Origin of the sequence: Haladaptatus sp. CMAA 1909 (assembly GCF_043952005.1) — an archaeon.
Classification (GTDB): Archaea; Halobacteriota; Halobacteria; order Halobacteriales; family Haladaptataceae; genus Haladaptatus.
The window spans coordinates 2,078,075-2,096,551 of sequence record NZ_JBIOAV010000001.1; the positions used below are offsets into that span (position 1 = coordinate 2,078,075).

Here is an 18,477-nt window from a genome sequence, read left to right on the forward strand (position 1 = left end):
TGGGGTCCGGCGAGATAAATGCAGATGCCATCCAGACGTAACATACTAAAGAAAGTCGGTGCGACGGGAACGGCGGCAGTGACCATTTCGGGGCTCTCCGGATCGGCGGCGGCAGCGCCCGGTTCCATCCCGTCGAACTACCTGAGCGAGTATCGACAGACCGGAAGCGACTACGGTATCGACTGGACGTACCTCGCCGGTGTCGGGTGGATAGAAACCCAACACGGACAGTACGAAGCCGGATGCGACGAGTCGTCGGCGGGAGCGAGAGGGCCGATGCAGTTCATGCCATCGACGTGGGATTACTACGGCGTCGACGGCGATGGGGACGGCGTCGCCGACATCTGTAACTATCGGGACGCGATTCCCGCGGCTGCCTACTACCTCACCGATAACGGCGCACCGGGCGACTGGGACAGCGCGCTCTACGCTTACAACCACAGTTGGTCCTACGTCAGCGACGTGAAGGACGCCGCCGCGTACTACCGCGACGCGTATGACGGCGGTGGCGGCGGTGACAGGTTCGTCGATGGTGACCAGGTGACACCGACGACCAACTTGAACACGCGCGAACAACCCGGAACCGGTCAACCTATCGTCGCGACCATCTCACCCGGAGAGGTCGGCGAAATCATGAACGGTCCGACGGACAAGGGCGGCTACACGTGGTGGGGCGTCCACTGGCTCGATCGGAACGTCTGGGGCTGGTCCGTCGAGCGGTACCTCACCGACGCGTAAGCCTGCAACGCACACTTTTTTGCGAACCGGTGTTCGAAGCGCTCGGTCCAAGACGGTCCACTCCGACCACGAGCGGTCAGTCCACCGTCGTCGGTTGGCGTTCTTCCTTCAGTACGCCCTGTCGCCAGTGACCCAGGCTGAACCAGAGGACACCGATGACGAACGACCCGATGGCCGAAATCGACCACGCCCACCAGAGGCCGTTGACGCCCCACGAGAGTCCGGAGAGCGTGAGCGGGCCGAGTTGCAGCGTCCACTGGTAGGCGAGGAGAACGGCGATGGGAATCCGAAGCATCCACCGCGAGAGGAACGAAAGCGCCATCGCGACGCCGGTGTTTCCCGCGCCGCGAAAGCCGCCCTGAATCACCATTAGCCCGCCGAAGAAGGCCAAGAACGGTCCGATGACCGTGAGGAAGTGGGCACCGACTCGGATCACGGCCGGGTCGTCGGTAAACACGCCGATGGCGACGTCGGGGAAGAGCATCATCAAACCGCCGGCGGCGAACAACACCGCCAGCGTCCCGATGGTCGCCTTCCACGTCACCTCGGCCGCCCTGTCGGGCGTCTCCGCGCCGAGGTTCTGTCCGACGCCGGTCGCGGCGGCCTGTCCGACCGCGCCCGAGACGGTCCACGAGACGGACATCATCCTGACGCCGACGCCGTAGGCGGCCGTCGGTACCGGGCCGAATCTGGCGACGAGGGCTGCCATCGCCACGGCGGCGAAACTCCGCGCCGCACCGTCGATTGTCGCGGGATAGCCGACCGTGACGAGGCGTTTCAGGACCGGCCAGTCGGGACGGAGGTCCTCGAGTCGAAGTCGAATCCCCCAATCTCCGCGGAGAAGGACGTAGACGCCGACGACGGCGGCGAAGACGCGAGCGATGAGCGTGGCGAGGGCCGCTCCCTGCGTTCCCATCGGGCCGAGCGGGCTGTATCCCAGGATGAGTATCGGGTCGAGGACGACGTTCAACCCGGCCGAGATCACCATCAACCACATCGCGGTTCGGGTGTCGCCCGCGCCGCGGAGGACGGCTCTGAAGACGAAGAACAGGAACGTGAACGGAATGGAGAAGAACAACACCTCGATGTACTGGAGCGCTTGGACGTACACCGGCCCCTTTGCACCGACGAGCGTGAGGAGTTGCGTGCGGAACGCGTAGCCGAGCGCGGCGAGGAGAACCCCGACGACGACGGTGAGGAGCGTCGTTTGGGCGACCACGTTGTCCGCGGCTCGGTCCTCCCCCGCGCCGATGTGCTGTGACACCAGCGCGACGGCGGACGCGGTGAGGCCCATCGCGAGGGAGACGAAGAGCCACGAGGTCGGAAACATGAGCGAGACGGCGGCCACCGCGTTGGTGCCGACGCGACCGACCCAGAACATATCCGCGAGGTTGTAAAACGTCTGGAGGAGATTGCCCACGACCAGCGGCCACGCCAGCGTCACCAGTTTCGGCGTGATAGCGCCGTCGGTCATATCGACACGCCCCGCTCTGCGCCCGGACATAGATGTCTCAGTACAATGGTCGAACCGGTCTTAAACGAACGTGTTCCGTCTGCACTCTGCCGGTTTTTGTGAGAAGAAGGTTATCGAAGCTCGCGGAGGACGTGTTGAAACTCCCGATGGTCGCCGACTTCGAGGGAGGAATCGAGATTGCGGCGAACGGATTCGATCTCCGTTTCGAGCGAGACGAACTCGTCGTTTTCACACAAGTCGTCGTAGGAGTGTTCCGCCAGCAGGTTCGAGTGCGTCGAAACGAGCGAGTAATAGCGTGTCAACGTTTCCGCGTACTGTGCCCGATTGTAAAGCGCCTCGACCGTTCTGCGAAGGGTTTCACCATCGACCGGTTTGGTTATGTACTCGTCGAACGACATCTCGATGATGTCGTATCCGGGTGCCACCGCGGTGATCATGGCAACACGACAGTTGTACGCTTGGGACCGGATCCGTTCGAGGACTTCCGAACCGCTCAACTCCGGCATCTTCCGGTCGAGCAGCACCACGTCGATCTCCTCGCTTCGCCGGTCGAGCACCGCGAGAGCCTCCCGTCCGTCGTGTGCAACGAACGTCCGGTGCGTGGACAGCCACTCTTCGTAAAGGGCAGTGACCTCGGCCTCATCGTCCACGATTAGCACGCCGAGTCCTCCATCACCAGTCATGTGTTGATTCGTAGTGATAGAGATAATCAATCAGCACCACATATATCTTTGGTTTCTTTAATAGTTTATCTGTAACTTTCTTCTGAAGCGACGATTCATGCAAGTGAATCGTTCGGCGACAACTGGGGGAAGGAGAGAACGGCGATCGTTCCACGAGGATCGGCGTCTTCGAACCACACCGAGCCGTCGTACTGGTCCATCATCACCGAAACGAAGTAGAGGCCGAACCCGATGGAACCGGTCGCCGCCGACGTGACGTTTCGGTCGAACACTCGCGTTTTCATGTCCTCGGAGATTCCCGGTCCGTCGTCCTCGATTTCGACGCGAACAGACTCGTCCGCCTGCCGCGTTCGAACCACGAGCGACGGTGATTCGTCGTCGTGATGTTCGATGGCGTTCAACAGCACGTTTTCGATCACCTCACCGAGTAGTTCGTTGCCGCGGACGAACAATTCCTCCGGGATGTCGGCCTCGACATCGACTCTCGGATACGTGTTTCGCATCTTGGTCACACGACGCGATAGCGCCATGGAGAGGGAAACCGTCTCCAACGACACCGACTCCGAAGCGGTGACGGTCTGGCTGACCGACCGCACCTTTTCGGTCAACTGCCCGATGTCGGCGCTCCAGTTGCGAACCGTCTCGAAGTGGGATTTGCCGGACGCCTCGACGTGCGGTTCGAGGAGTTCCAGATTGCCGTTGATAACGGTTATTCCGTTCAGGATATCGTGGCGCAGGACACCGTTGAAGAACTCTATCTGGTCGGTTCGCTCCTCGACCATCGCCTGACTCTCCCGGAGTTCGCGCTCCCGTCGTGCGCGGTCGAGCGCCGTCTCGGTCGTACTCGCCAAAATGCGGGCGAACCGACGGTCATTTCCGGTGAACGTCCGTTTTCGCAGATCGCTTCCGACGGCGAGAACGCCGTGTTCGCCGAGCGGAAGCAACAACAGACAGCCCACGGGGAGATAGCCGTACGGTTGTTTCGAGAGTTGCTCGACGGATTCGTAGACGACCGGTTCCCCGGATTCGAACACCGACCACATCGACTCGGCGTCGTCTGAGAACGACAACCCACCGTCGAGACCGCTCCGCAGTAGGTTCGTCATCGCAACCGACCGGAGAACCGACCCGTCGTCGTCCGGAAAGAGGATGGAGGAGTAGGGATGGTCGAGCACCTCGTCGGCCGTTCGAACCGCGATTTCCGCGATGTCTTCGGGCCGCTCGGCGTTCATGAACTGTCGGGTCGCGGATTGGAGGGTGCGAAGGGTCTCCTCGCGTCGTTTCCGGTCGGTTATCTCGCGGAGGACGAAGATGTCGCCGCGATGAACGTCGTGATGGTCGCGTATCGGCGTCGAACGGGGGTCGTAAACCGGCATTTCCGCGCCGCCATCCTGTCGAACCGTGGAGGGGCTGAACGATTCTTCGTTGGAAACGGCATCCAGGAGGCCCGGAAGGACCGATTCGATCCCACTGCCGACGGTGGCGTCGCCGTCGAACAGCGGTTGGGCCGCCGGGTTGTATTCGATGACTCGTTCATCGGCGACGACGATGACGGGGTCGTCCATTTCGGCGAGGACGACTTCGGACGCGAGCGGAGCGACGTTGAGGAAGTCGTATCGGAAGAGCGCGAGAGCGTCCAAAATACCGCTCGCGGCGAAGAAAACGGGCGTCAACCCGAACGCGACGCCGAGATCGACGAACGCGAACAGGGAGATGCCGAGGAACGGAACGAACCCGGCGAGGATGATGGCGACCGTCTGCTTCCGGTAGAGACGGTCCGCCTGTATCAGGAACGCGGTGAGAAATACGAATCCGGAGAGGAGGACGACGAAGAGGTAGACGAGATGAAAGTAAAACGAGGGCGTATAGTTGACCGACAGCGTCGTGAGCGTGTCGTTCGTCATCACCGTCGCGCTCGCGTTCGCGATCCCGTGGTCGGGACTGGCGAGCGAGAAGACGGTGTAGAGTATCGGTTCCGCACAGATGAGCGGCAGCGTTTTCGCCGTCACCCAGTCGTGCCGACCGGTGTATTCGAGCGCGAAAATCAGCCAGAGAACGGGAACGGCCGTACTACAGATTCCGATGAGCGACATCCAGAGGCGAGCGGGAGCGAGCGACGAACTCGTCAGGAGGAAAATCGAGGAGACACACCACCCGGCGACGGCGGAGATGAGGAGGAAGAACGGCGTCGCCCCGGGGACGCCACGATTCGACCACGCGTACCACGCGAGACCGAACCCGACAGCGCCGCCGAGGACGGTTCCCACGAGGACGACGACGCCCGAAAATGACAGAGAACCTAACATGTCAGGATAAATTCTTATACGGCAGACACCCACATAGGAGTTTCTTCCATTATCACCCTAGATAATCGGATGAGCGTCGGGTTTCGCGGAAATCCGATTTCTTTCGCCGGCGAAACGTTTACCAGCGCCATACCCGTAGCGGTGGGCGATGACCGATGCGAACCGGGGTGGTGTGTGAGTGGAACTCATCATCACCGAGAAGGACAACGCCGCACGTCGAATCGCCGATATCCTTTCCGGCGAGAGTGCGGAGGCCGACCGACAGAACGGCGTCAACGTCTACAAATGGGGCGGCAAACGCTGTATCGGCCTGTCGGGCCACGTCGTCGGGGTGGACTTCCCTCCCGAGTACAACGACTGGCGCGACGTGGAACCGATAGAACTCATCGACGCGACCGTCGAGAAACAACCGACCAAGGAGAACATCGTTCGAACGCTTCGCCTGCTCGCACGCGATGCGACCCGCGTGACCATCGCGACTGACTACGACCGCGAGGGCGAACTCATCGGGAAGGAAGCGTGGGAACTCGTCCGCGAAGTGAACGAGGACGTCCCCATCAATCGGGTTCGGTTCTCCTCCATCACGAAAAACGAGGTCTCCTCGGCGTTCGAGAACCCGGACGAACTCGACTTCGATCTGGCGGCCGCGGGCGAGGCCCGCCAGATAATCGACCTCATCTGGGGGGCCGCACTGACGCGGTTCCTCTCGCTTTCGGCGCGACAACTCGGCAACGACTTCATCAGCGTCGGGCGGGTCCAGAGTCCGACGCTGAAACTCATCGTGGATCGCGAACGCGAGATTCAGGCGTTCGACCCCGAAGCCTACTGGGAACTGTTCGCCGACCTACAGAAGGACGACGAGGCGTTCGAATCGCAGTACTTCTACCGCGACGAGGACGGCAACGAAGCCGAACGCGTCTGGGACGAGGAGACGGCCGAGAAAGCGTACGAAACGCTCTCGGGAGCCGCACAAGCGATCGTCGAGAGCGTCTCGCGGCGGACGCGGACCGACACCCCGCCCGCGCCGTTCAACACGACGCAGTTCATCCGCGCGGCGGGCAGTCTCGGCTATTCCGCCCAGCGCGCGATGAGCATCGCGGAGGACCTGTACACCGCCGGGTACATCACGTACCCGCGGACCGACAACACCGTCTATCCGGACGATTTGGACCCCGAGGAACTCCTCGACACGTTCGTCGGGGACTACCACTTCGGCGAGGACGCCGACGGCCTGCTCGAACAGGACGACATCGACCCGACCGAAGGGGACGAGGAGACCACCGACCACCCGCCGATTCATCCGACGGAGGACATCCCGACGAAGGGGGATTTGAGCGACGACGAGTGGGACGTGTACGAACTGGTCGTTCGACGCTTCTTCGCCACCGTCGCCGAGTCGGCGAAGTGGGAACACCTCAAGGTGGTGTCCATGGTCTCGGAGTTGACCCTCAAGGCCAACGGAAAGCGCCTGCTCAAGGAGGGCTACCACGCGGTCTATCCGTACTTCAACACCAGCGAGAACTACGTGCCGAACGTGGAGGAAGGGGAGACGTTGGCCATCGCCGACACACGAATCGAGGACAAGGAGACCCAACCGCCACGCCGGTACGGCCAGTCCAGACTCATCGAGAAGATGGAGAAGATGGGCATCGGGACGAAATCGACCCGCCACAATACCATCCAGAAGCTCTACGACCGCGGCTATCTGGAGAGCGACCCGCCGCGACCGACCCGTCTCGCACAGGCCGTGGTGAAGGCCGCGGAGGATTACGCGAACCTCGTCGTGAGCGAGGCCATGACCCGCGAACTCGAAGAGGACATGACCGCCATCGCCAACGGCGAAGCGGACTTGGAAGACGTCGCGGATTCCTCGCGGGAACTCCTCGGTGCAGTGTTCGACGAGTTGGAGGAGTCGCGGGAGGAGATCGGAAAACAGCTCCAGCAGTCGCTCAAGGAGGACAAGACGCTCGGGCCGTGTCCCGACTGCGGCGAGGACCTGCTCGTCCGCCAGAGCAGGCGCGGGTCGTACTTCGTCGGCTGTGACGGCTATCCCGACTGCACGTACACCCTCCCGTTGCCGAACAAGGGCAAGCCGCTCATCCTGGACGAAACGTGCGAGGACCACGACCTTCGGGAAGTGAAGATGCTCGCCGGACGGGGAACCTTCGTCCACGGCTGTCCGCTCTGCAAGGCCGAGGAGGCCGAGGAAGCCGAAGACGAGATTATCGGGGAGTGTCCCGAATGTGGTGAAGAACACGGCGGCGAACTCGCCATCAAAAAGCTCCAGACCGGTTCGCGACTCGTCGGCTGTACGCGGTACCCCGACTGCGATTACTCGCTGCCACTCCCGCGCCGGGGCGAAATCGAAGTGACGGACGAGCGGTGTCCGGACCACGACCTGCCGGAACTCGTCGTTCACAACGGGGACGAACCGTGGGAACTCGGCTGTCCCATCTGCAACTACGAGGAGTTCAAGCAACGCGAGGAAAAGAGCGGGTTGGAAGCCATCGACGGCATCGGCTCGAAGACGGCCGAAAAGCTGGCCGAGGCCGGTATCGATACCATCGACGACCTCAAAGACGCCGAGGTCGAGTCGGTCGCAGACGAGGTCAGCGGCGTCAGCGAGGACAGATTGCGAAGTTGGCAGGCGAAGGCCGACTGAGGACGAAGTTCGATTTTCCAGCGCCGGTCGCGATTTTTCACTCGTCCCTGGTGCCGTGAGCAGCGCGGTACACGGGATGTACGAGCGTCGGTATCGAGGTGGGCGTCACCGGCAGATCGTGGCAGTCGCGGAGACCCTAGGGGGATGTAGCGCTGCCTCGTCCCACGAACTGCTTCATGACCCGTCCTTCGGCACGGTGAAGTAACCTGCTCGCGGCGGATTTGTGGATGCCGAGGACCTCGGCCAACTCGGTGAGCGAACAGGAGCGGGGGGAATCGTAGTATCCTCGTTCGACCGCTTCGGTGACGATTCGCCACTGGCGCTCCGTGAGCAGCGTGTCCGATTCATGCGATTGTTCCAGCGACGAGACGTGATACGGGATGTCGATTGCCGCCAACTCGCTCGCGTAGTTCGACAGGCGTTCGTGTGACGCCGTGGGCGTCACGGAAAACCAGCCGTTCCGGAGAACGGTGGGATAGACCGAGACGTTATCCGACCCGCGGAGCGCGTCGTAGAGGTCCGTCACCACGGCCGTGAACTGAATCAGCACCAGTCGGTCGTCCCGATAGATGGGGTCGGACGACAGCACTTCCGGCGACGCCTCGAACCGACGAACGAATCGATCCCCGTCCCGCGTTCGTGCTTCGAGGAGTGCGAGCGCGTCGTCCTCCCGCGGTTGCGTGGCCAGCAGTCGAAACTCGCTTTCCGGGAACTCGGTCGAGAGGTCGGCCAGCCAATCGTCCACCGTCGCCCCGTCGATCCGCAGTTGAACCGTCGGCATGCTCGGAAGTCGGCGTCGTAGCCATATGGATGTAGCAACATGTTGCGCCACGGACGCAGGCCGTTTCGGAACCTACCGCGGGTGTGGTCGCGATGATACACACCCACGAAATCGAGGAGGAGCGGAAATGACGAGCGAAGCGACGAAATTGGAAGAGAACAAGCGACTCGCCCGGAGCATCCCGGAACGGGTGTTCGCGGACGGGGACCTCGACCTGCTGGACGAGTTGTACGGCGAGGACGCTATCGAACACAATCCGTTCGGGGATCTGCGTGGGCGGGCGGCGATTCGCGAGTCCTACGAGGGGTTCATCGCTGCGTTCCCCGACATCGAACAGAAAGTCGAAGACGTCGTCGCCGAAGGGGACACGGTCGCCATGCGCCTCACTGCCCGCGGAACGCACGAGGGGCCGATGATGGACCTCGAACCGACCGGGAGGGAGGTCGAGGTGCAACAGACGGTGTTCACCCGCATCGAGGACGGTGAAATCGTCGAACGGTGGCTTCATCCGGACAACCTCGGAATGCTCCAGCAACTCGGCGTCGTGGACTCCGAGTTGGCGTAGTCGATTTCTTCGCCTTTTTCGGAGTCGTCCAAGGCGTCCACAGGGACGGCGAAGCCGAACGGGCGACACGAACGACCGGAGTCGGCGTGCGATAGGACCCCCGAGACCAGCAGCGACACGGCCGCCCGTCGCTAGCATCTTCTCCGGAAAATCGGAGATTTTCCGGGCCGACGACTGAATGGAGTGAAACGAAATGAAGGAGGAGTGCTTTTGGTCCAGCTTTTGCTGGAAGAACGGCCGACGGGAGCGCTAACTTGGCGCTCCCCCTCGGCTCTCGACTGAAGCAAAAGCTGGTTTCGAAGCTGTTTTAGCCGGGAGTTTTGAAAGGAACGCTATGACCGCGCCATGGGACGACTGGGACCATATAACTAAACTCGACCCGGACAAAAGCCTCGCGGATGGCGATACGTTCGCCGATGTGTGCGCGACGGGGACGGACGCACTGGAGATCGGCGGAACGCTCGACATCACGGCGGAGAAGATGCAGCGGGTCATCGACGCCTGTTCCGAGTACGACGTGCCGCTCTATCAGGAACCGAGCAACCCCGCCGTGGTCGTGGAGAGCGACGCGCTGGACGGCTACCTCGTGCCGACCGTATTGAACACGCGGGACGTGGCGTGGATAGCCGGGCTACACAAGGAGTGGATTCGGATGTCGGATATCGATTGGTCCGAAACCCACACCGAGGGATACATCATCCTGAACCCGGACGCGAGCGTCGCCCAGTACGCCGACGCCGATTGCGACCAGACCGCGGCGGACGTGGCGGCCTACGCCGAACTCGCGGAACGGATGCTCGGCCAGGAGATAATCTACATCGAGTGTTCGGGCACGTTCGGCGACCCCGAAGTGGTCGCGGCGGCGCAGGACGCACTGGACGAGGCGACGCTGTTCTACGGCGGCGGCATCCACGACTACGAGTCGGCGAACACGATGGCGGAACACGCCGACGTCGTGGTCGTCGGTGACCTCGTCCACGACGATGGCGTCGAGGCCGTCCGCGAGACGGTCGAGGGGGCAAAGGACGCGAAGAAGGCGCGCGCGGAGTCGGCGTAAACGGACTCGTTTTTCGTCGGCCGTTCGAAGAGGCGACGCCGCTTCGTGATCGGGAAAGCAGATAGGACACAGGCAGAAACGCTGAAAGCGGCGTATTCGCCGTTCAAAAATAAAAGAACGGAATATTCATATATTCACGGTTCGGATATTCGGTCGGGATACACATGTCCGCACTCGAAACGGTCGGTCTGACGAAGTACTACGGCGAGACGCGGGGTATCGAAGACCTGACGCTCGCCGTCGAATCGGGCGAGGTGTTCGGCTACCTCGGCCCGAACGGGGCCGGGAAGACGACGACGATTCGGACGCTTCTCGGATTCATCACACCGACCGACGGCGAGGCGACGGTTCTCGGATACGACGTGCGCGACGAACGCGCGCTCATCGAAGCGAAGCGCCACATCGGCTACCTGCCGAGCGACCCCGGGTTCGACACCGAAATCACGGGGCGGAAACTGCTCGACTACCACGCCGAACTGAAAGGCGACGTGCGAAGCGACGAACTGCTGGAGCGGTTCGATCCCCCCATCGACCGCGACATCGGCGAGTATTCGCGGGGGAACGTCCAGAAACTCGCCATCGTGCAGGCGTTCATGCACAACCCGGACCTGGTCATCATGGACGAACCGACCTCGGGGTTGGACCCGCTGATGCAGGAGCGGTTCTACGAGTTCGTCCGCGAGGAGCGCGACCGCGGGACGACGATATTCTTCTCCAGTCACGTTCTGAGCGAGGTGCGAAAGGTCTGTGACCGCGTCGGCATCATCCGCGACGGGCAACTCGTCACGCTCGAAGCCGTGGAAACCCTGCTCGACAGGAGCGGAAAACACGTCCGCGTCGTCGTCGCCGAGGCGGTCGAGCGGACGGACTTCGAGTTCGAGGGCGTCCACGACCTGACGGTGGACGGGACGATTTCGTTCACGTTCACCGGGGACTACGACGTGCTGCTCGACCACCTCCAACGCTACACCGTTCAGGACCTCGAAATCGACGAAGCACCGCTGGAGGACATCTTCATGCGCTTTTACGGGGACGAAGAAATCGAGGAGGAAGCGGAACCCGGCGGTCCGACGGCCGACGCCACCGAAACGGCGGATGCCGTCGCCGTCCCCGACGACGGGGGTGAGGACGATGTTTGAGATCACCCGCTACGAGTTCGACCGACGGGTCAAAGGAGCGGTCGTGCTCGCGGTCCTGCTCGCCGTGATGTCCTTCGGCATCGTGGCGCTCTTTCCCTCCATCGAGACCTCCGGTGCCGACCTCGAAGCGTACTGGCAGAGCCTTCCGCCGGCGATGAAAGCGGCGTTCGGTGCGTCCGGCGGCGCGTTCTCGCTGACGACGATGGAGGGGTTCCTCGCCGTGGAACTGTACCAGTTCTTCTGGCTCCTCCTGCTCGGAATCTACACGGCATACATCGCCGGGGGACTCATCGCGGGCGACGTGGAACGCGGACGACTCGACGTGCTCCTCGCGACGCCGGTCTCGCGCTCGAAAGTGATCGTCGAGAAGTTCCTCTCGCTCGTCCCGACGCTGGTCGTGTTGAACGTCATCGTCGGCGCGGTGGTCTACGTGAGCGTCGTCGCCATCGGCGAGTCGGTGTCGCTTTCGGACCTCGTCGTTGCACACCTGCTGTCGATTCCGTACCTCCTCGCCTGCGGGGCGATCGGCCTGCTGCTCTCGGTGGTGTTCGACCACGCGGACGTCGCACAGCGCGGCGGCCTCGGTGCCATCTTCGCGCTGTTCCTGCTGGATTCCGTGGCGAGTTCGGCCGACATGGGGTGGCTCGGAGCCATCAGTCCCACGCACTACTACGACCCGACCGCGATTCTGGTTTCGGGCGAGTACGACTGGACCGGCGCCGTCGTCTTGCTCGCCGGAATCGTAGCGCTTGTACTGGTGAGCCGCGTCATCTTCCAACGTAAAGACATCTCATGAAGGGCTTCAGCGACGACGAACGCGACCGCATCCGCCGTCTCCTCCTCGACGACGGCCGAGACCTGTTCGAACGATACGGGCTCAAGAAGACGACCATCGCCGACCTCACCGACGCGGCAGGCATCGCCGACAGCACGTTCTATCGATTCTTCGACTCGAAGGAGGAACTCTACTTCGAGATCCTCCAGCGCGAGGGCCACGCGCTCGCCGACGAACTCGTCAACGAATCCCTCGCGAGCGAGGATGACCCCGAGCGGGCCATCGCCACGTTCATGCGGCTACTGGTTGAGACCATCGAGGAGAATCGGCTGATGCGACGACTGCTCGTGGAGGACGAGTTTATCGAAGTGATGCAGGTGGTCGGCGACATCTCGCCCGAGGAGTTCGAAGAGCGACGGGCGGAGTCCCTCGCCTACGTCCTCCCCTACATCGAAGCGTGGCAGGAAACGGACGACGTTCGAGCGGGGAATCCGGAAACCATCGCGGGTGTGATGGGAACCGTGAAACTGCTTCCGCTCTATCGCGACCAAATCGGGCGCGACTACTACGAAGCCGTCCGGGACATGTTCATCGAAATCGTCGCCGCCGGACTCACCCAGACCGGCGAGTAGTCTTTTTCGACGCGTGTGAACGTCTCTTCTGCTCGCGGACGACGACCGAAATGAGGGCGTTTAAGCCCGCCGCGGAAGAACTGTGCCGTATGCAGAACCGAACCTACACCGCGGATGCCGAACCCGGCGACACCGTCACGGTCGCTGGCTGGGTCCACGAGATCCGCGACCTCGGCGGAATCGCGTTCCTCATCGTCCGCGACACGACGGGGAAGATTCAGGTCAAGTTCGAGAAGGACGACATGGACGAGGACCTCGTGGAGACGGGCCTCGGCGTCAACCGCGAGAGCGTCGTCGAAATCACGGGCGACGTGAAGGAGGAACCGCGCGCGCCGACGGACGTCGAAATCGTCCCGACGGGCGTGGACGTTATCGCGGAGGCCGAACCGGAACTCCCGCTCGACCCCAGCGGCAAGGTCGACGCCGACCTCTCGACGCGCCTCGACAACCGAACGCTCGACGCGCGCAAGGGCGACGTGGAGGCCGTGTTCAAGATTCGCGCCGAAGTGCTTCGCGCCGTCCGCGAGAAGTTCCGTGACCTCGGTTGCAGCGAAATCAACACGCCGAAAATCGTGGCAACGGGGACGGAGGGCGGAACTGAACTGTTCCCCATCACCTACTTCGGCGAGGAGGCGTTCATGAACCAGTCGCCGCAGCTGTTCAAACAGCTCATGGTCGGCTCCGGACTGGAGCGCGTCTTCGAAATCGGCCCCATCTTCCGCGCGGAAGAACACAACACGCCCCGCCACCTGAACGAGGCGACCAGCATCGACTTCGAGAGCGCCTTTTACGACCACCACGAGGCGATGGACGCCTGCGAAGCGGTCGTCACGGCCGCCTACGAGGCCGTCGCCGAGAACTGTGGGGACGAACTCGACGCGCTCGACATCGACTTCGAAGTCCCCGAGGGCGACTTCCCGCGACTCACCTACGAGGAGGCCATCGAGCGCATCAACGCGACCGGCGAACTCGACGAGATGCTCGTCTGGGGCGACGACCTGCCGACCGAGGGCGAGAAGGCGCTCGGCGAGGACGTCGGCAGCCACTACTTCATCACCGACTGGCCCAGCGAGATCAAGCCGTTCTACATCATGGATCAGGACGACGAGGAGCTTTCGACCGGGTTCGACATGATGCACCCGCGCATGGAACTCGTCTCCGGCGGCCAGCGCGAACACCGCTACGACCGCCTCGTGGAAGGGTTCGAACAGCAGGGATTGGACCCCGAGGCGTTCGACTACTACACGAAGATGTTCAAGTACGGCATGCCGCCGCACGCCGGATGGGGCCTCGGCGGCGAGCGCCTCATCATGACGATGCTCGGGTTGGACAACATTCGAGAGGCTGTTCTGTTCCCGCGAGACAGACAGCGGTTGAGTCCGTAGACGAAACCGCTGTCTTCGAGCGGGAGCATGCGGAATCTCCGATTCCGCTCAGTTCCCGCGAGATCGCCAACGTCTGAGTCCGTAGACGAAGTGCATCGCTGGACTGGTTATTCGCTTTCTGCCGCTCGTTCGATCAACTCATACGCTTTTTCCCGAAGTTCACCGGTCATGTGCAGCCCCTCACTGTCCACGCGACGAACGAGTGACTTTCCTTCTTCAGCGGTCAAGTCGTACTCCTCGGTAGCACGAGCAATGACACCGATAGTACCCGTAACCGTCACACCGAGACCGCTAGCAACCGTTCGAACTCGTTTATCGTCGGAGACGACCGCTCTCTCTGCACTGTTGCCATCAGCTCGAAGCACGTTCGCGATAATCTGAACGTCGCCGTTCACGGTTTCTTCTCCGAGAATCTTTTTCGCTTCGCGTTCTGCCTCCGCAGCTTCGCGGAATAGGTCGCTAGCCTCTGCCGACATCCCGACACTGTCCTCGGATATAAAATTAGCTACGTTGGTTCGGGCGGGTTCCGTGGAAACTTCCGTAAGTACCTCTTTTTCGATACGAATTGAGCGGTCGAAACAGAGCAGTAGATTCAATTCGCCGATATAACCGAGTGCAATGAGAGTCGTCGCATCGACTAAAATCATAGTTCACGAGCGGCATCAGCATCACCCTCCAAGTCCTCGGGAGACAACTGCGAGGTTAAATTCCGCCGACGAGCGATTTCTAACCACTCTGCTAAGCTAACTCCCGCAATCCGTGCCGCCTCGTTAACCGACACCTCACCGGATTGATACCGCTCGACGGCGACTCGAACCCGAATATCTCGAAGCCCTTCTTGCAGCGCTTTTCGAATCGTCGTGCTTTTGTCTTCTTGTAGCAACTCCGCGACTTCTTCGAGGGTTTTTTTCTCGTCATCCGGGATACGAGCGCTTATCGAGGGCATGTATACGCTGTAGTACATCGTAATCACACATCAATCTACGGCTCTCGTACACATCGAGGACGCCGAGTGGCGACGACGGATTTTAACGGTTATACGCTGTCGCCCGAAAGCGTCGGGTATGAGCGACGAGGTTGGCCGTGCGTTCGTTCCCGGCCACATCACGGGCTTTTTCAGCATTCACGAGGCCGACGACCCCGAACGCGCGGGGTCCCGAGGGGCGGGGGTGACGCTGTCGGAAGGTGTCACCGTGACCGTCGAACCAGCCGATGAGACGAGTATCGAACTGAACGGCGAGTTCGTCGCCGTCGAATCCGGGCGGCGAGTGTTGGACGCGCTGGACGAGACGGCGCGCATCTCCGCCGAAACGTCCCTGCCGCTCGGCGCGGGATTCGGCGTCTCGGGCGCGGTCGCGCTCGGAACCGCGTTCGCCGCGAACGATGTCTTCGGCGAGGGGCGGTCGGAAAACGAACTTGTGACGCACGCACACACGGCGGAAGTCGCGGCGGGGACCGGACTCGGCGACGTGGTGGCGCAGGCCCGTGGGGGAATTCCCATTCGACTCGAACCGGGGGGACCCGAACACAACCGCCTCGACGGCGTGCCGACGCGGGCGAAAATAGAGTACCTCTCGTTCGGCGAACTGTCCACCGCCGAGGTGCTCTCGGGGAGTACGAGTCGACTCTCGCGTGCGGGCGTGGACGCGCTCGTCGCGCTGGTGAATCAACCGACGTTGGAGACGTTCATGGCCGAATCGAACGGATTCGCGGAGCGAACCGGCTTGCTGACCGAGGAAGTCAGGGAGGTCATCGACGATGTCCACGCCGCGGGAGGTGCAGCCTCGATGGCGATGCTGGGTAAAACCGTCTTCGCGCTCGATTCGGGGCTCTCGGACGCCGGGTACGACGCCCGCGCCTGTCGGACGCACCACGCCGGAGCGACGTTGGTGGAATAACCCGAAAACCGAATCACGGCTGTTTTGCCGTTCCGCTTCGGAGGGGCGCGTATGACCGACGAGGTGGACATTCCCGAGGACCATCCGCGATACCAGTCGCTCCTCACGCGGCATCGAATCGAGGAGGGCGTCGAAAAGGGCATCACGAGCAAGCAGGGACTCATCGCCGAGGGGCGCGGCGAGTCGTTCGACTACCTCCTCGGGGAGGAGACCATCCCGAGTGCGGACGAAGCGGAGCGTGCGGCGGCGGCGCAACTGTTGCTCGCGGACCACGCCGTCCTCTCGGTGAACGGCAACGTGGCCGCGCTCGTTCCCGGAGAAATCGTCTCGCTCGCCGAGGCCACCGGCGCGGACATCGAGGTCAACCTGTTCGGACGGACGGAAGAGCGCATGCGGGCCATCGCCGACCACCTCCGGGAACACGGTGCGGAGAACGTGAAGGGACTCGCCGCGGACGCGCGGATACCCGGACTGGAACACGAACGGGGCAAAGTGGACGCGGACGGAATCTTCGACGCGGACATCGTTCTCGTGCCGCTGGAGGACGGCGACAGGGCCGAAGCCCTCGCCGAGATGGGGAAGACCGAAATCGTCATCGACCTGAATCCGCTCTCGCGCTCGCCGCGAACCGCCGCGATTCCGATAATCGACAACATCATCAGGGCGGTACCGAACGTGACGCGACACGCCCGCGAACTCGCGGACGCCTCTCCCGAAGAACTGGAAGCCATCGTCGACGGGTTCGACCGTGACGCGGCGCTCGACGACGCGGAGCGGGCGATTCGTGACGTCTAGTCGTTGAGGGACTCCCGAATTGGTTCGGCCCACGCGGGCCACTCGGGACGCTCCTCGGCCGAGAAGGTGGGGTCTCCGGACATCGTCTTGATGGCTCTCGCGTCGTCCAGACTCCAGACCGCGCCGTCCTCGTGGAAGATTCCGCTTATGAGGCCCTGTTTTCGCCGATAGACCTGATAGGCCGGTTTGACCATCAGCGACCAGAAGAAGTTTCCGACGCCCGCCTCCCGAATCAGCGGTGCGAGCGAGGAGTAGTTGGGTGGATTGGTCCCCTCTCCCTTACGCGGCGGAGAGAGACACTGCCACTCCGACAACCAGATGGGGCGACCGAACCGGCGTTCCGCCGCGTTGATCTGCCGGAGCAACCGTCGATACTGCGCTTCGGTGTGCCCGAAGTTCCTGTGACACTGGAACACCTCGCTTCCCCAATCGCGGTACTCCTCGTTGTTGGGGATGTTGGTCGAACCGACCGACAGCGGAACGGTCCCCTCTTGGCTCGACAGCGTTCGGAACATCGCCTCCGCGAACCGCATCTTCCACGGCCGCCAGCACGGTTCGTTGATGAGTTCGATGGCGAGCAGTCGGGAATCGTCGCGGTAGCGCTCCATGAACCACCGGATGAACCGCCGCGGGAGGTGCCATCGGTCCGAGTGTTCCATGATTCCCCGCGACGGCGAGAACACTGGACGAGCGGTGAGCGGGTCGTCGTTCGTCAACTGGTGGTTCGTGGGATTGGTCCCGATACCCTCGAAGATGCCGAGGAGGACCCGCAACCCGTGATTCGCCGCCGTGGTCAGGAAGTGTTCGAGTCGAAGCCAGAACCGCGTCGGCTCCCGTCGCCACGCCTCGAAACTCAGCCACACCCGCAAGGCGTTCAGGTTCAACCGACTCGCATAACAGAGGTCGCGTTCGATGACGGCGGAATCGTAGCCGTGCCACATCTGAAACGTGTTGTACGCCCTGGACGGGAAGTAGATGGCTCCGCGGACGTCCACCGGGGCGTCCGCTTCGTCGTTCGTTGCGCCGTCATCGGGCAGACAATCGACGTCGCTCGCGGTTCGCCACCCCAAATCCCCCGTCACGCCGATACCGCAGGCTACCGCACCGAGTCGAAGCACTGCTCGCCGCGTTCGGTTTCGTCCCCCCATCTGAGTATCCAACCAACCAGTCCACTGCGTGAACTATACCGTTTGTGTACGGTTTCTGTGGGGTCGTCGATGGAATCAGCGTCCGGCGAACCGTTTAGATGGCGTGGCTCGATTCACCGAACGTGAAAGAACAGGAGCAGGTCGCGGCGTTCGTGGCCGACAACGACATGAAGAGTGACCCGGCGTATCGAATCCTCGATTTGGTGGCCGAAATCGGCGAGATAGCGGCCGACGCGACGAAATCGACCGAGTGGGGAGAGGACCCCGAGGCGCTCGACGTGAAGCGGGACGAAATCGGCGACGCGCTGTTCTCGTTGCTCGCGGTGGCGGACGCACTCGACGTGAATGCAGGTGAGGCGTTGGACGACACGCTCGAAAAATATCGGCGACGGATTCGGGAGACGGGAGACTCGAGTTCGGGGGAGAAGTAGGGTCGAAA

Annotated in this window: 18 protein-coding genes; 11 read left to right on the top strand and 7 right to left on the bottom strand. The window is 62.3% G+C overall.

The features are described from left to right. The first annotated feature begins 24 nt into the window (after positions 1 to 24). Positions 25 to 738 (top strand): lytic murein transglycosylase, encoded by a 714-nt coding sequence (locus ACGYLY_RS11390; protein ID WP_395281500.1) that lies wholly within the window; start codon positions 25 to 27, stop codon positions 736 to 738. Between the two features lie 76 nt (positions 739 to 814). On the opposite strand, the gene ACGYLY_RS11395 is transcribed toward ACGYLY_RS11390, so the two are convergent. The 3 genes from ACGYLY_RS11395 to ACGYLY_RS11405 all read right to left on the bottom strand — a co-directional run bounded on the left by ACGYLY_RS11395 (position 815) and on the right by ACGYLY_RS11405 (position 5,201). Then, a complete protein-coding gene (locus ACGYLY_RS11395) occupies positions 815 to 2,212 on the bottom strand; it encodes an MATE family efflux transporter (protein WP_395281499.1) in 1,398 nt (465 codons plus the stop codon). Between the two features lie 110 nt (positions 2,213 to 2,322). Then, positions 2,323 to 2,895, bottom strand: a complete 573-nt coding sequence (locus ACGYLY_RS11400; protein WP_395281498.1) for a response regulator — start codon at positions 2,893 to 2,895, stop codon at positions 2,323 to 2,325. Between the two features lie 95 nt (positions 2,896 to 2,990). Further along, a complete protein-coding gene (locus ACGYLY_RS11405; RefSeq protein WP_395281497.1) occupies positions 2,991 to 5,201 on the bottom strand; it encodes a histidine kinase N-terminal 7TM domain-containing protein in 2,211 nt (736 codons plus the stop codon). Between the two features lie 178 nt (positions 5,202 to 5,379). Between ACGYLY_RS11405 and ACGYLY_RS11410 the strand changes: the two genes are divergently transcribed. Then, positions 5,380 to 7,863, top strand: a complete 2,484-nt coding sequence (locus tag ACGYLY_RS11410; RefSeq protein WP_395281496.1) for a DNA topoisomerase I — start codon at positions 5,380 to 5,382, stop codon at positions 7,861 to 7,863. 136 nt (positions 7,864 to 7,999) lie between these two features. On the opposite strand, the gene ACGYLY_RS11415 is transcribed toward ACGYLY_RS11410, so the two are convergent. Next, positions 8,000 to 8,644 (bottom strand): helix-turn-helix domain-containing protein, encoded by a 645-nt coding sequence (locus tag ACGYLY_RS11415; protein WP_395281494.1) that lies wholly within the window; start codon positions 8,642 to 8,644, stop codon positions 8,000 to 8,002. A 127-nt stretch (positions 8,645 to 8,771) separates the two neighbouring features. Here ACGYLY_RS11415 and ACGYLY_RS11420 point away from each other — a divergent pair, with 127 nt between their 5' ends. The 6 genes from ACGYLY_RS11420 to aspS all read left to right on the top strand — a co-directional run bounded on the left by ACGYLY_RS11420 (position 8,772) and on the right by aspS (position 14,197). Beyond that, positions 8,772 to 9,209, top strand: a complete 438-nt coding sequence (locus ACGYLY_RS11420; RefSeq protein WP_395281493.1) for an ester cyclase — start codon at positions 8,772 to 8,774, stop codon at positions 9,207 to 9,209. Between the two features lie 334 nt (positions 9,210 to 9,543). Further along, positions 9,544 to 10,266, top strand: a complete 723-nt coding sequence (locus tag ACGYLY_RS11425; RefSeq protein ID WP_395281492.1) for a phosphoglycerol geranylgeranyltransferase — start codon at positions 9,544 to 9,546, stop codon at positions 10,264 to 10,266. A gap of 164 nt (positions 10,267 to 10,430) precedes the next feature. Next, positions 10,431 to 11,405, top strand: a complete 975-nt coding sequence (locus tag ACGYLY_RS11430; protein ID WP_395281491.1) for an ABC transporter ATP-binding protein — start codon at positions 10,431 to 10,433, stop codon at positions 11,403 to 11,405. Continuing rightward, a complete protein-coding gene (locus ACGYLY_RS11435) occupies positions 11,398 to 12,201 on the top strand; it encodes an ABC transporter permease subunit (RefSeq protein WP_395281489.1) in 804 nt (267 codons plus the stop codon). Before ACGYLY_RS11430 ends, ACGYLY_RS11435 begins: the two co-directional genes overlap by 8 nt. Continuing rightward, positions 12,198 to 12,812: a TetR/AcrR family transcriptional regulator gene (locus ACGYLY_RS11440; RefSeq protein ID WP_395281488.1), complete on the top strand. Its 615-nt coding sequence runs from the start codon at positions 12,198 to 12,200 to the stop codon at positions 12,810 to 12,812. The genes ACGYLY_RS11435 and ACGYLY_RS11440 overlap by 4 nt, the downstream gene beginning before the upstream one ends. Positions 12,813 to 12,901: 89 nt before the next feature. Then, complete coding sequence (gene aspS, locus ACGYLY_RS11445) at positions 12,902 to 14,197, top strand: aspartate--tRNA(Asn) ligase (protein WP_395281487.1); 1,296 nt, start codon at positions 12,902 to 12,904, stop codon at positions 14,195 to 14,197. 107 nt (positions 14,198 to 14,304) lie between these two features. Here the strand turns inward: aspS and ACGYLY_RS11450 are convergent, their stop codons facing one another. Both ACGYLY_RS11450 and ACGYLY_RS11455 read right to left on the bottom strand, forming a co-directional pair. Then, a complete protein-coding gene (locus ACGYLY_RS11450; RefSeq protein ID WP_395281486.1) occupies positions 14,305 to 14,844 on the bottom strand; it encodes a hypothetical protein in 540 nt (179 codons plus the stop codon). Continuing rightward, positions 14,841 to 15,143, bottom strand: a complete 303-nt coding sequence (locus tag ACGYLY_RS11455) for a UPF0175 family protein (RefSeq protein ID WP_395281485.1) — start codon at positions 15,141 to 15,143, stop codon at positions 14,841 to 14,843. Before ACGYLY_RS11455 ends, ACGYLY_RS11450 begins: the two co-directional genes overlap by 4 nt. Positions 15,144 to 15,261: 118 nt before the next feature. Here ACGYLY_RS11455 and ACGYLY_RS11460 point away from each other — a divergent pair, with 118 nt between their 5' ends. Together ACGYLY_RS11460 and ACGYLY_RS11465 are read left to right on the top strand one after the other, a co-directional pair. Then, positions 15,262 to 16,095: a pantoate kinase gene (locus tag ACGYLY_RS11460; protein ID WP_395281484.1), complete on the top strand. Its 834-nt coding sequence runs from the start codon at positions 15,262 to 15,264 to the stop codon at positions 16,093 to 16,095. Between the two features lie 51 nt (positions 16,096 to 16,146). Next, entirely contained in the window at positions 16,147 to 16,890 is a 744-nt protein-coding gene (locus ACGYLY_RS11465; RefSeq protein ID WP_395281483.1) for a 4-phosphopantoate--beta-alanine ligase, read from the top strand. Here ACGYLY_RS11465 and ACGYLY_RS11470 read toward each other — a convergent pair. Beyond that, positions 16,887 to 18,038 carry a glycoside hydrolase gene (locus ACGYLY_RS11470; protein ID WP_395281482.1) on the bottom strand — a complete coding sequence of 384 codons (1,152 nt, stop codon included), beginning with the start codon at positions 18,036 to 18,038 and terminating at the stop codon, positions 16,887 to 16,889. The two genes, ACGYLY_RS11465 and ACGYLY_RS11470, sit on opposite strands and share 4 nt — an antisense overlap. A gap of 122 nt (positions 18,039 to 18,160) precedes the next feature. Here ACGYLY_RS11470 and ACGYLY_RS11475 point away from each other — a divergent pair, with 122 nt between their 5' ends. Next, entirely contained in the window at positions 18,161 to 18,469 is a 309-nt protein-coding gene (locus tag ACGYLY_RS11475) for a MazG nucleotide pyrophosphohydrolase domain-containing protein (RefSeq protein WP_395291144.1), read from the top strand. Positions 18,470 to 18,477: the final 8 nt, after the last annotated feature.

Coding starts and splice junctions, on each gene's coding strand:
- ACGYLY_RS11390 (WP_395281500.1), top strand. CDS start 25: ATGCCATCCAGACGTAACATACTAAAGAAAGTCGGTGCGACGGGAACG.
- ACGYLY_RS11395 (WP_395281499.1), bottom strand. CDS start 2,212: ATGACCGACGGCGCTATCACGCCGAAACTGGTGACGCTGGCGTGGCCG.
- ACGYLY_RS11400 (WP_395281498.1), bottom strand. CDS start 2,895: ATGACTGGTGATGGAGGACTCGGCGTGCTAATCGTGGACGATGAGGCC.
- ACGYLY_RS11405 (WP_395281497.1), bottom strand. CDS start 5,201: ATGTTAGGTTCTCTGTCATTTTCGGGCGTCGTCGTCCTCGTGGGAACC.
- ACGYLY_RS11415 (WP_395281494.1), bottom strand. CDS start 8,644: ATGCCGACGGTTCAACTGCGGATCGACGGGGCGACGGTGGACGATTGG.
- ACGYLY_RS11420 (WP_395281493.1), top strand. CDS start 8,772: ATGACGAGCGAAGCGACGAAATTGGAAGAGAACAAGCGACTCGCCCGG.
- ACGYLY_RS11425 (WP_395281492.1), top strand. CDS start 9,544: ATGACCGCGCCATGGGACGACTGGGACCATATAACTAAACTCGACCCG.
- ACGYLY_RS11430 (WP_395281491.1), top strand. CDS start 10,431: ATGTCCGCACTCGAAACGGTCGGTCTGACGAAGTACTACGGCGAGACG.
- ACGYLY_RS11435 (WP_395281489.1), top strand. CDS start 11,398: ATGTTTGAGATCACCCGCTACGAGTTCGACCGACGGGTCAAAGGAGCG.
- ACGYLY_RS11440 (WP_395281488.1), top strand. CDS start 12,198: ATGAAGGGCTTCAGCGACGACGAACGCGACCGCATCCGCCGTCTCCTC.
- aspS (WP_395281487.1), top strand. CDS start 12,902: ATGCAGAACCGAACCTACACCGCGGATGCCGAACCCGGCGACACCGTC.
- ACGYLY_RS11450 (WP_395281486.1), bottom strand. CDS start 14,844: ATGATTTTAGTCGATGCGACGACTCTCATTGCACTCGGTTATATCGGC.
- ACGYLY_RS11455 (WP_395281485.1), bottom strand. CDS start 15,143: ATGCCCTCGATAAGCGCTCGTATCCCGGATGACGAGAAAAAAACCCTC.
- ACGYLY_RS11460 (WP_395281484.1), top strand. CDS start 15,262: ATGAGCGACGAGGTTGGCCGTGCGTTCGTTCCCGGCCACATCACGGGC.
- ACGYLY_RS11465 (WP_395281483.1), top strand. CDS start 16,147: ATGACCGACGAGGTGGACATTCCCGAGGACCATCCGCGATACCAGTCG.
- ACGYLY_RS11470 (WP_395281482.1), bottom strand. CDS start 18,038: ATGGGGGGACGAAACCGAACGCGGCGAGCAGTGCTTCGACTCGGTGCG.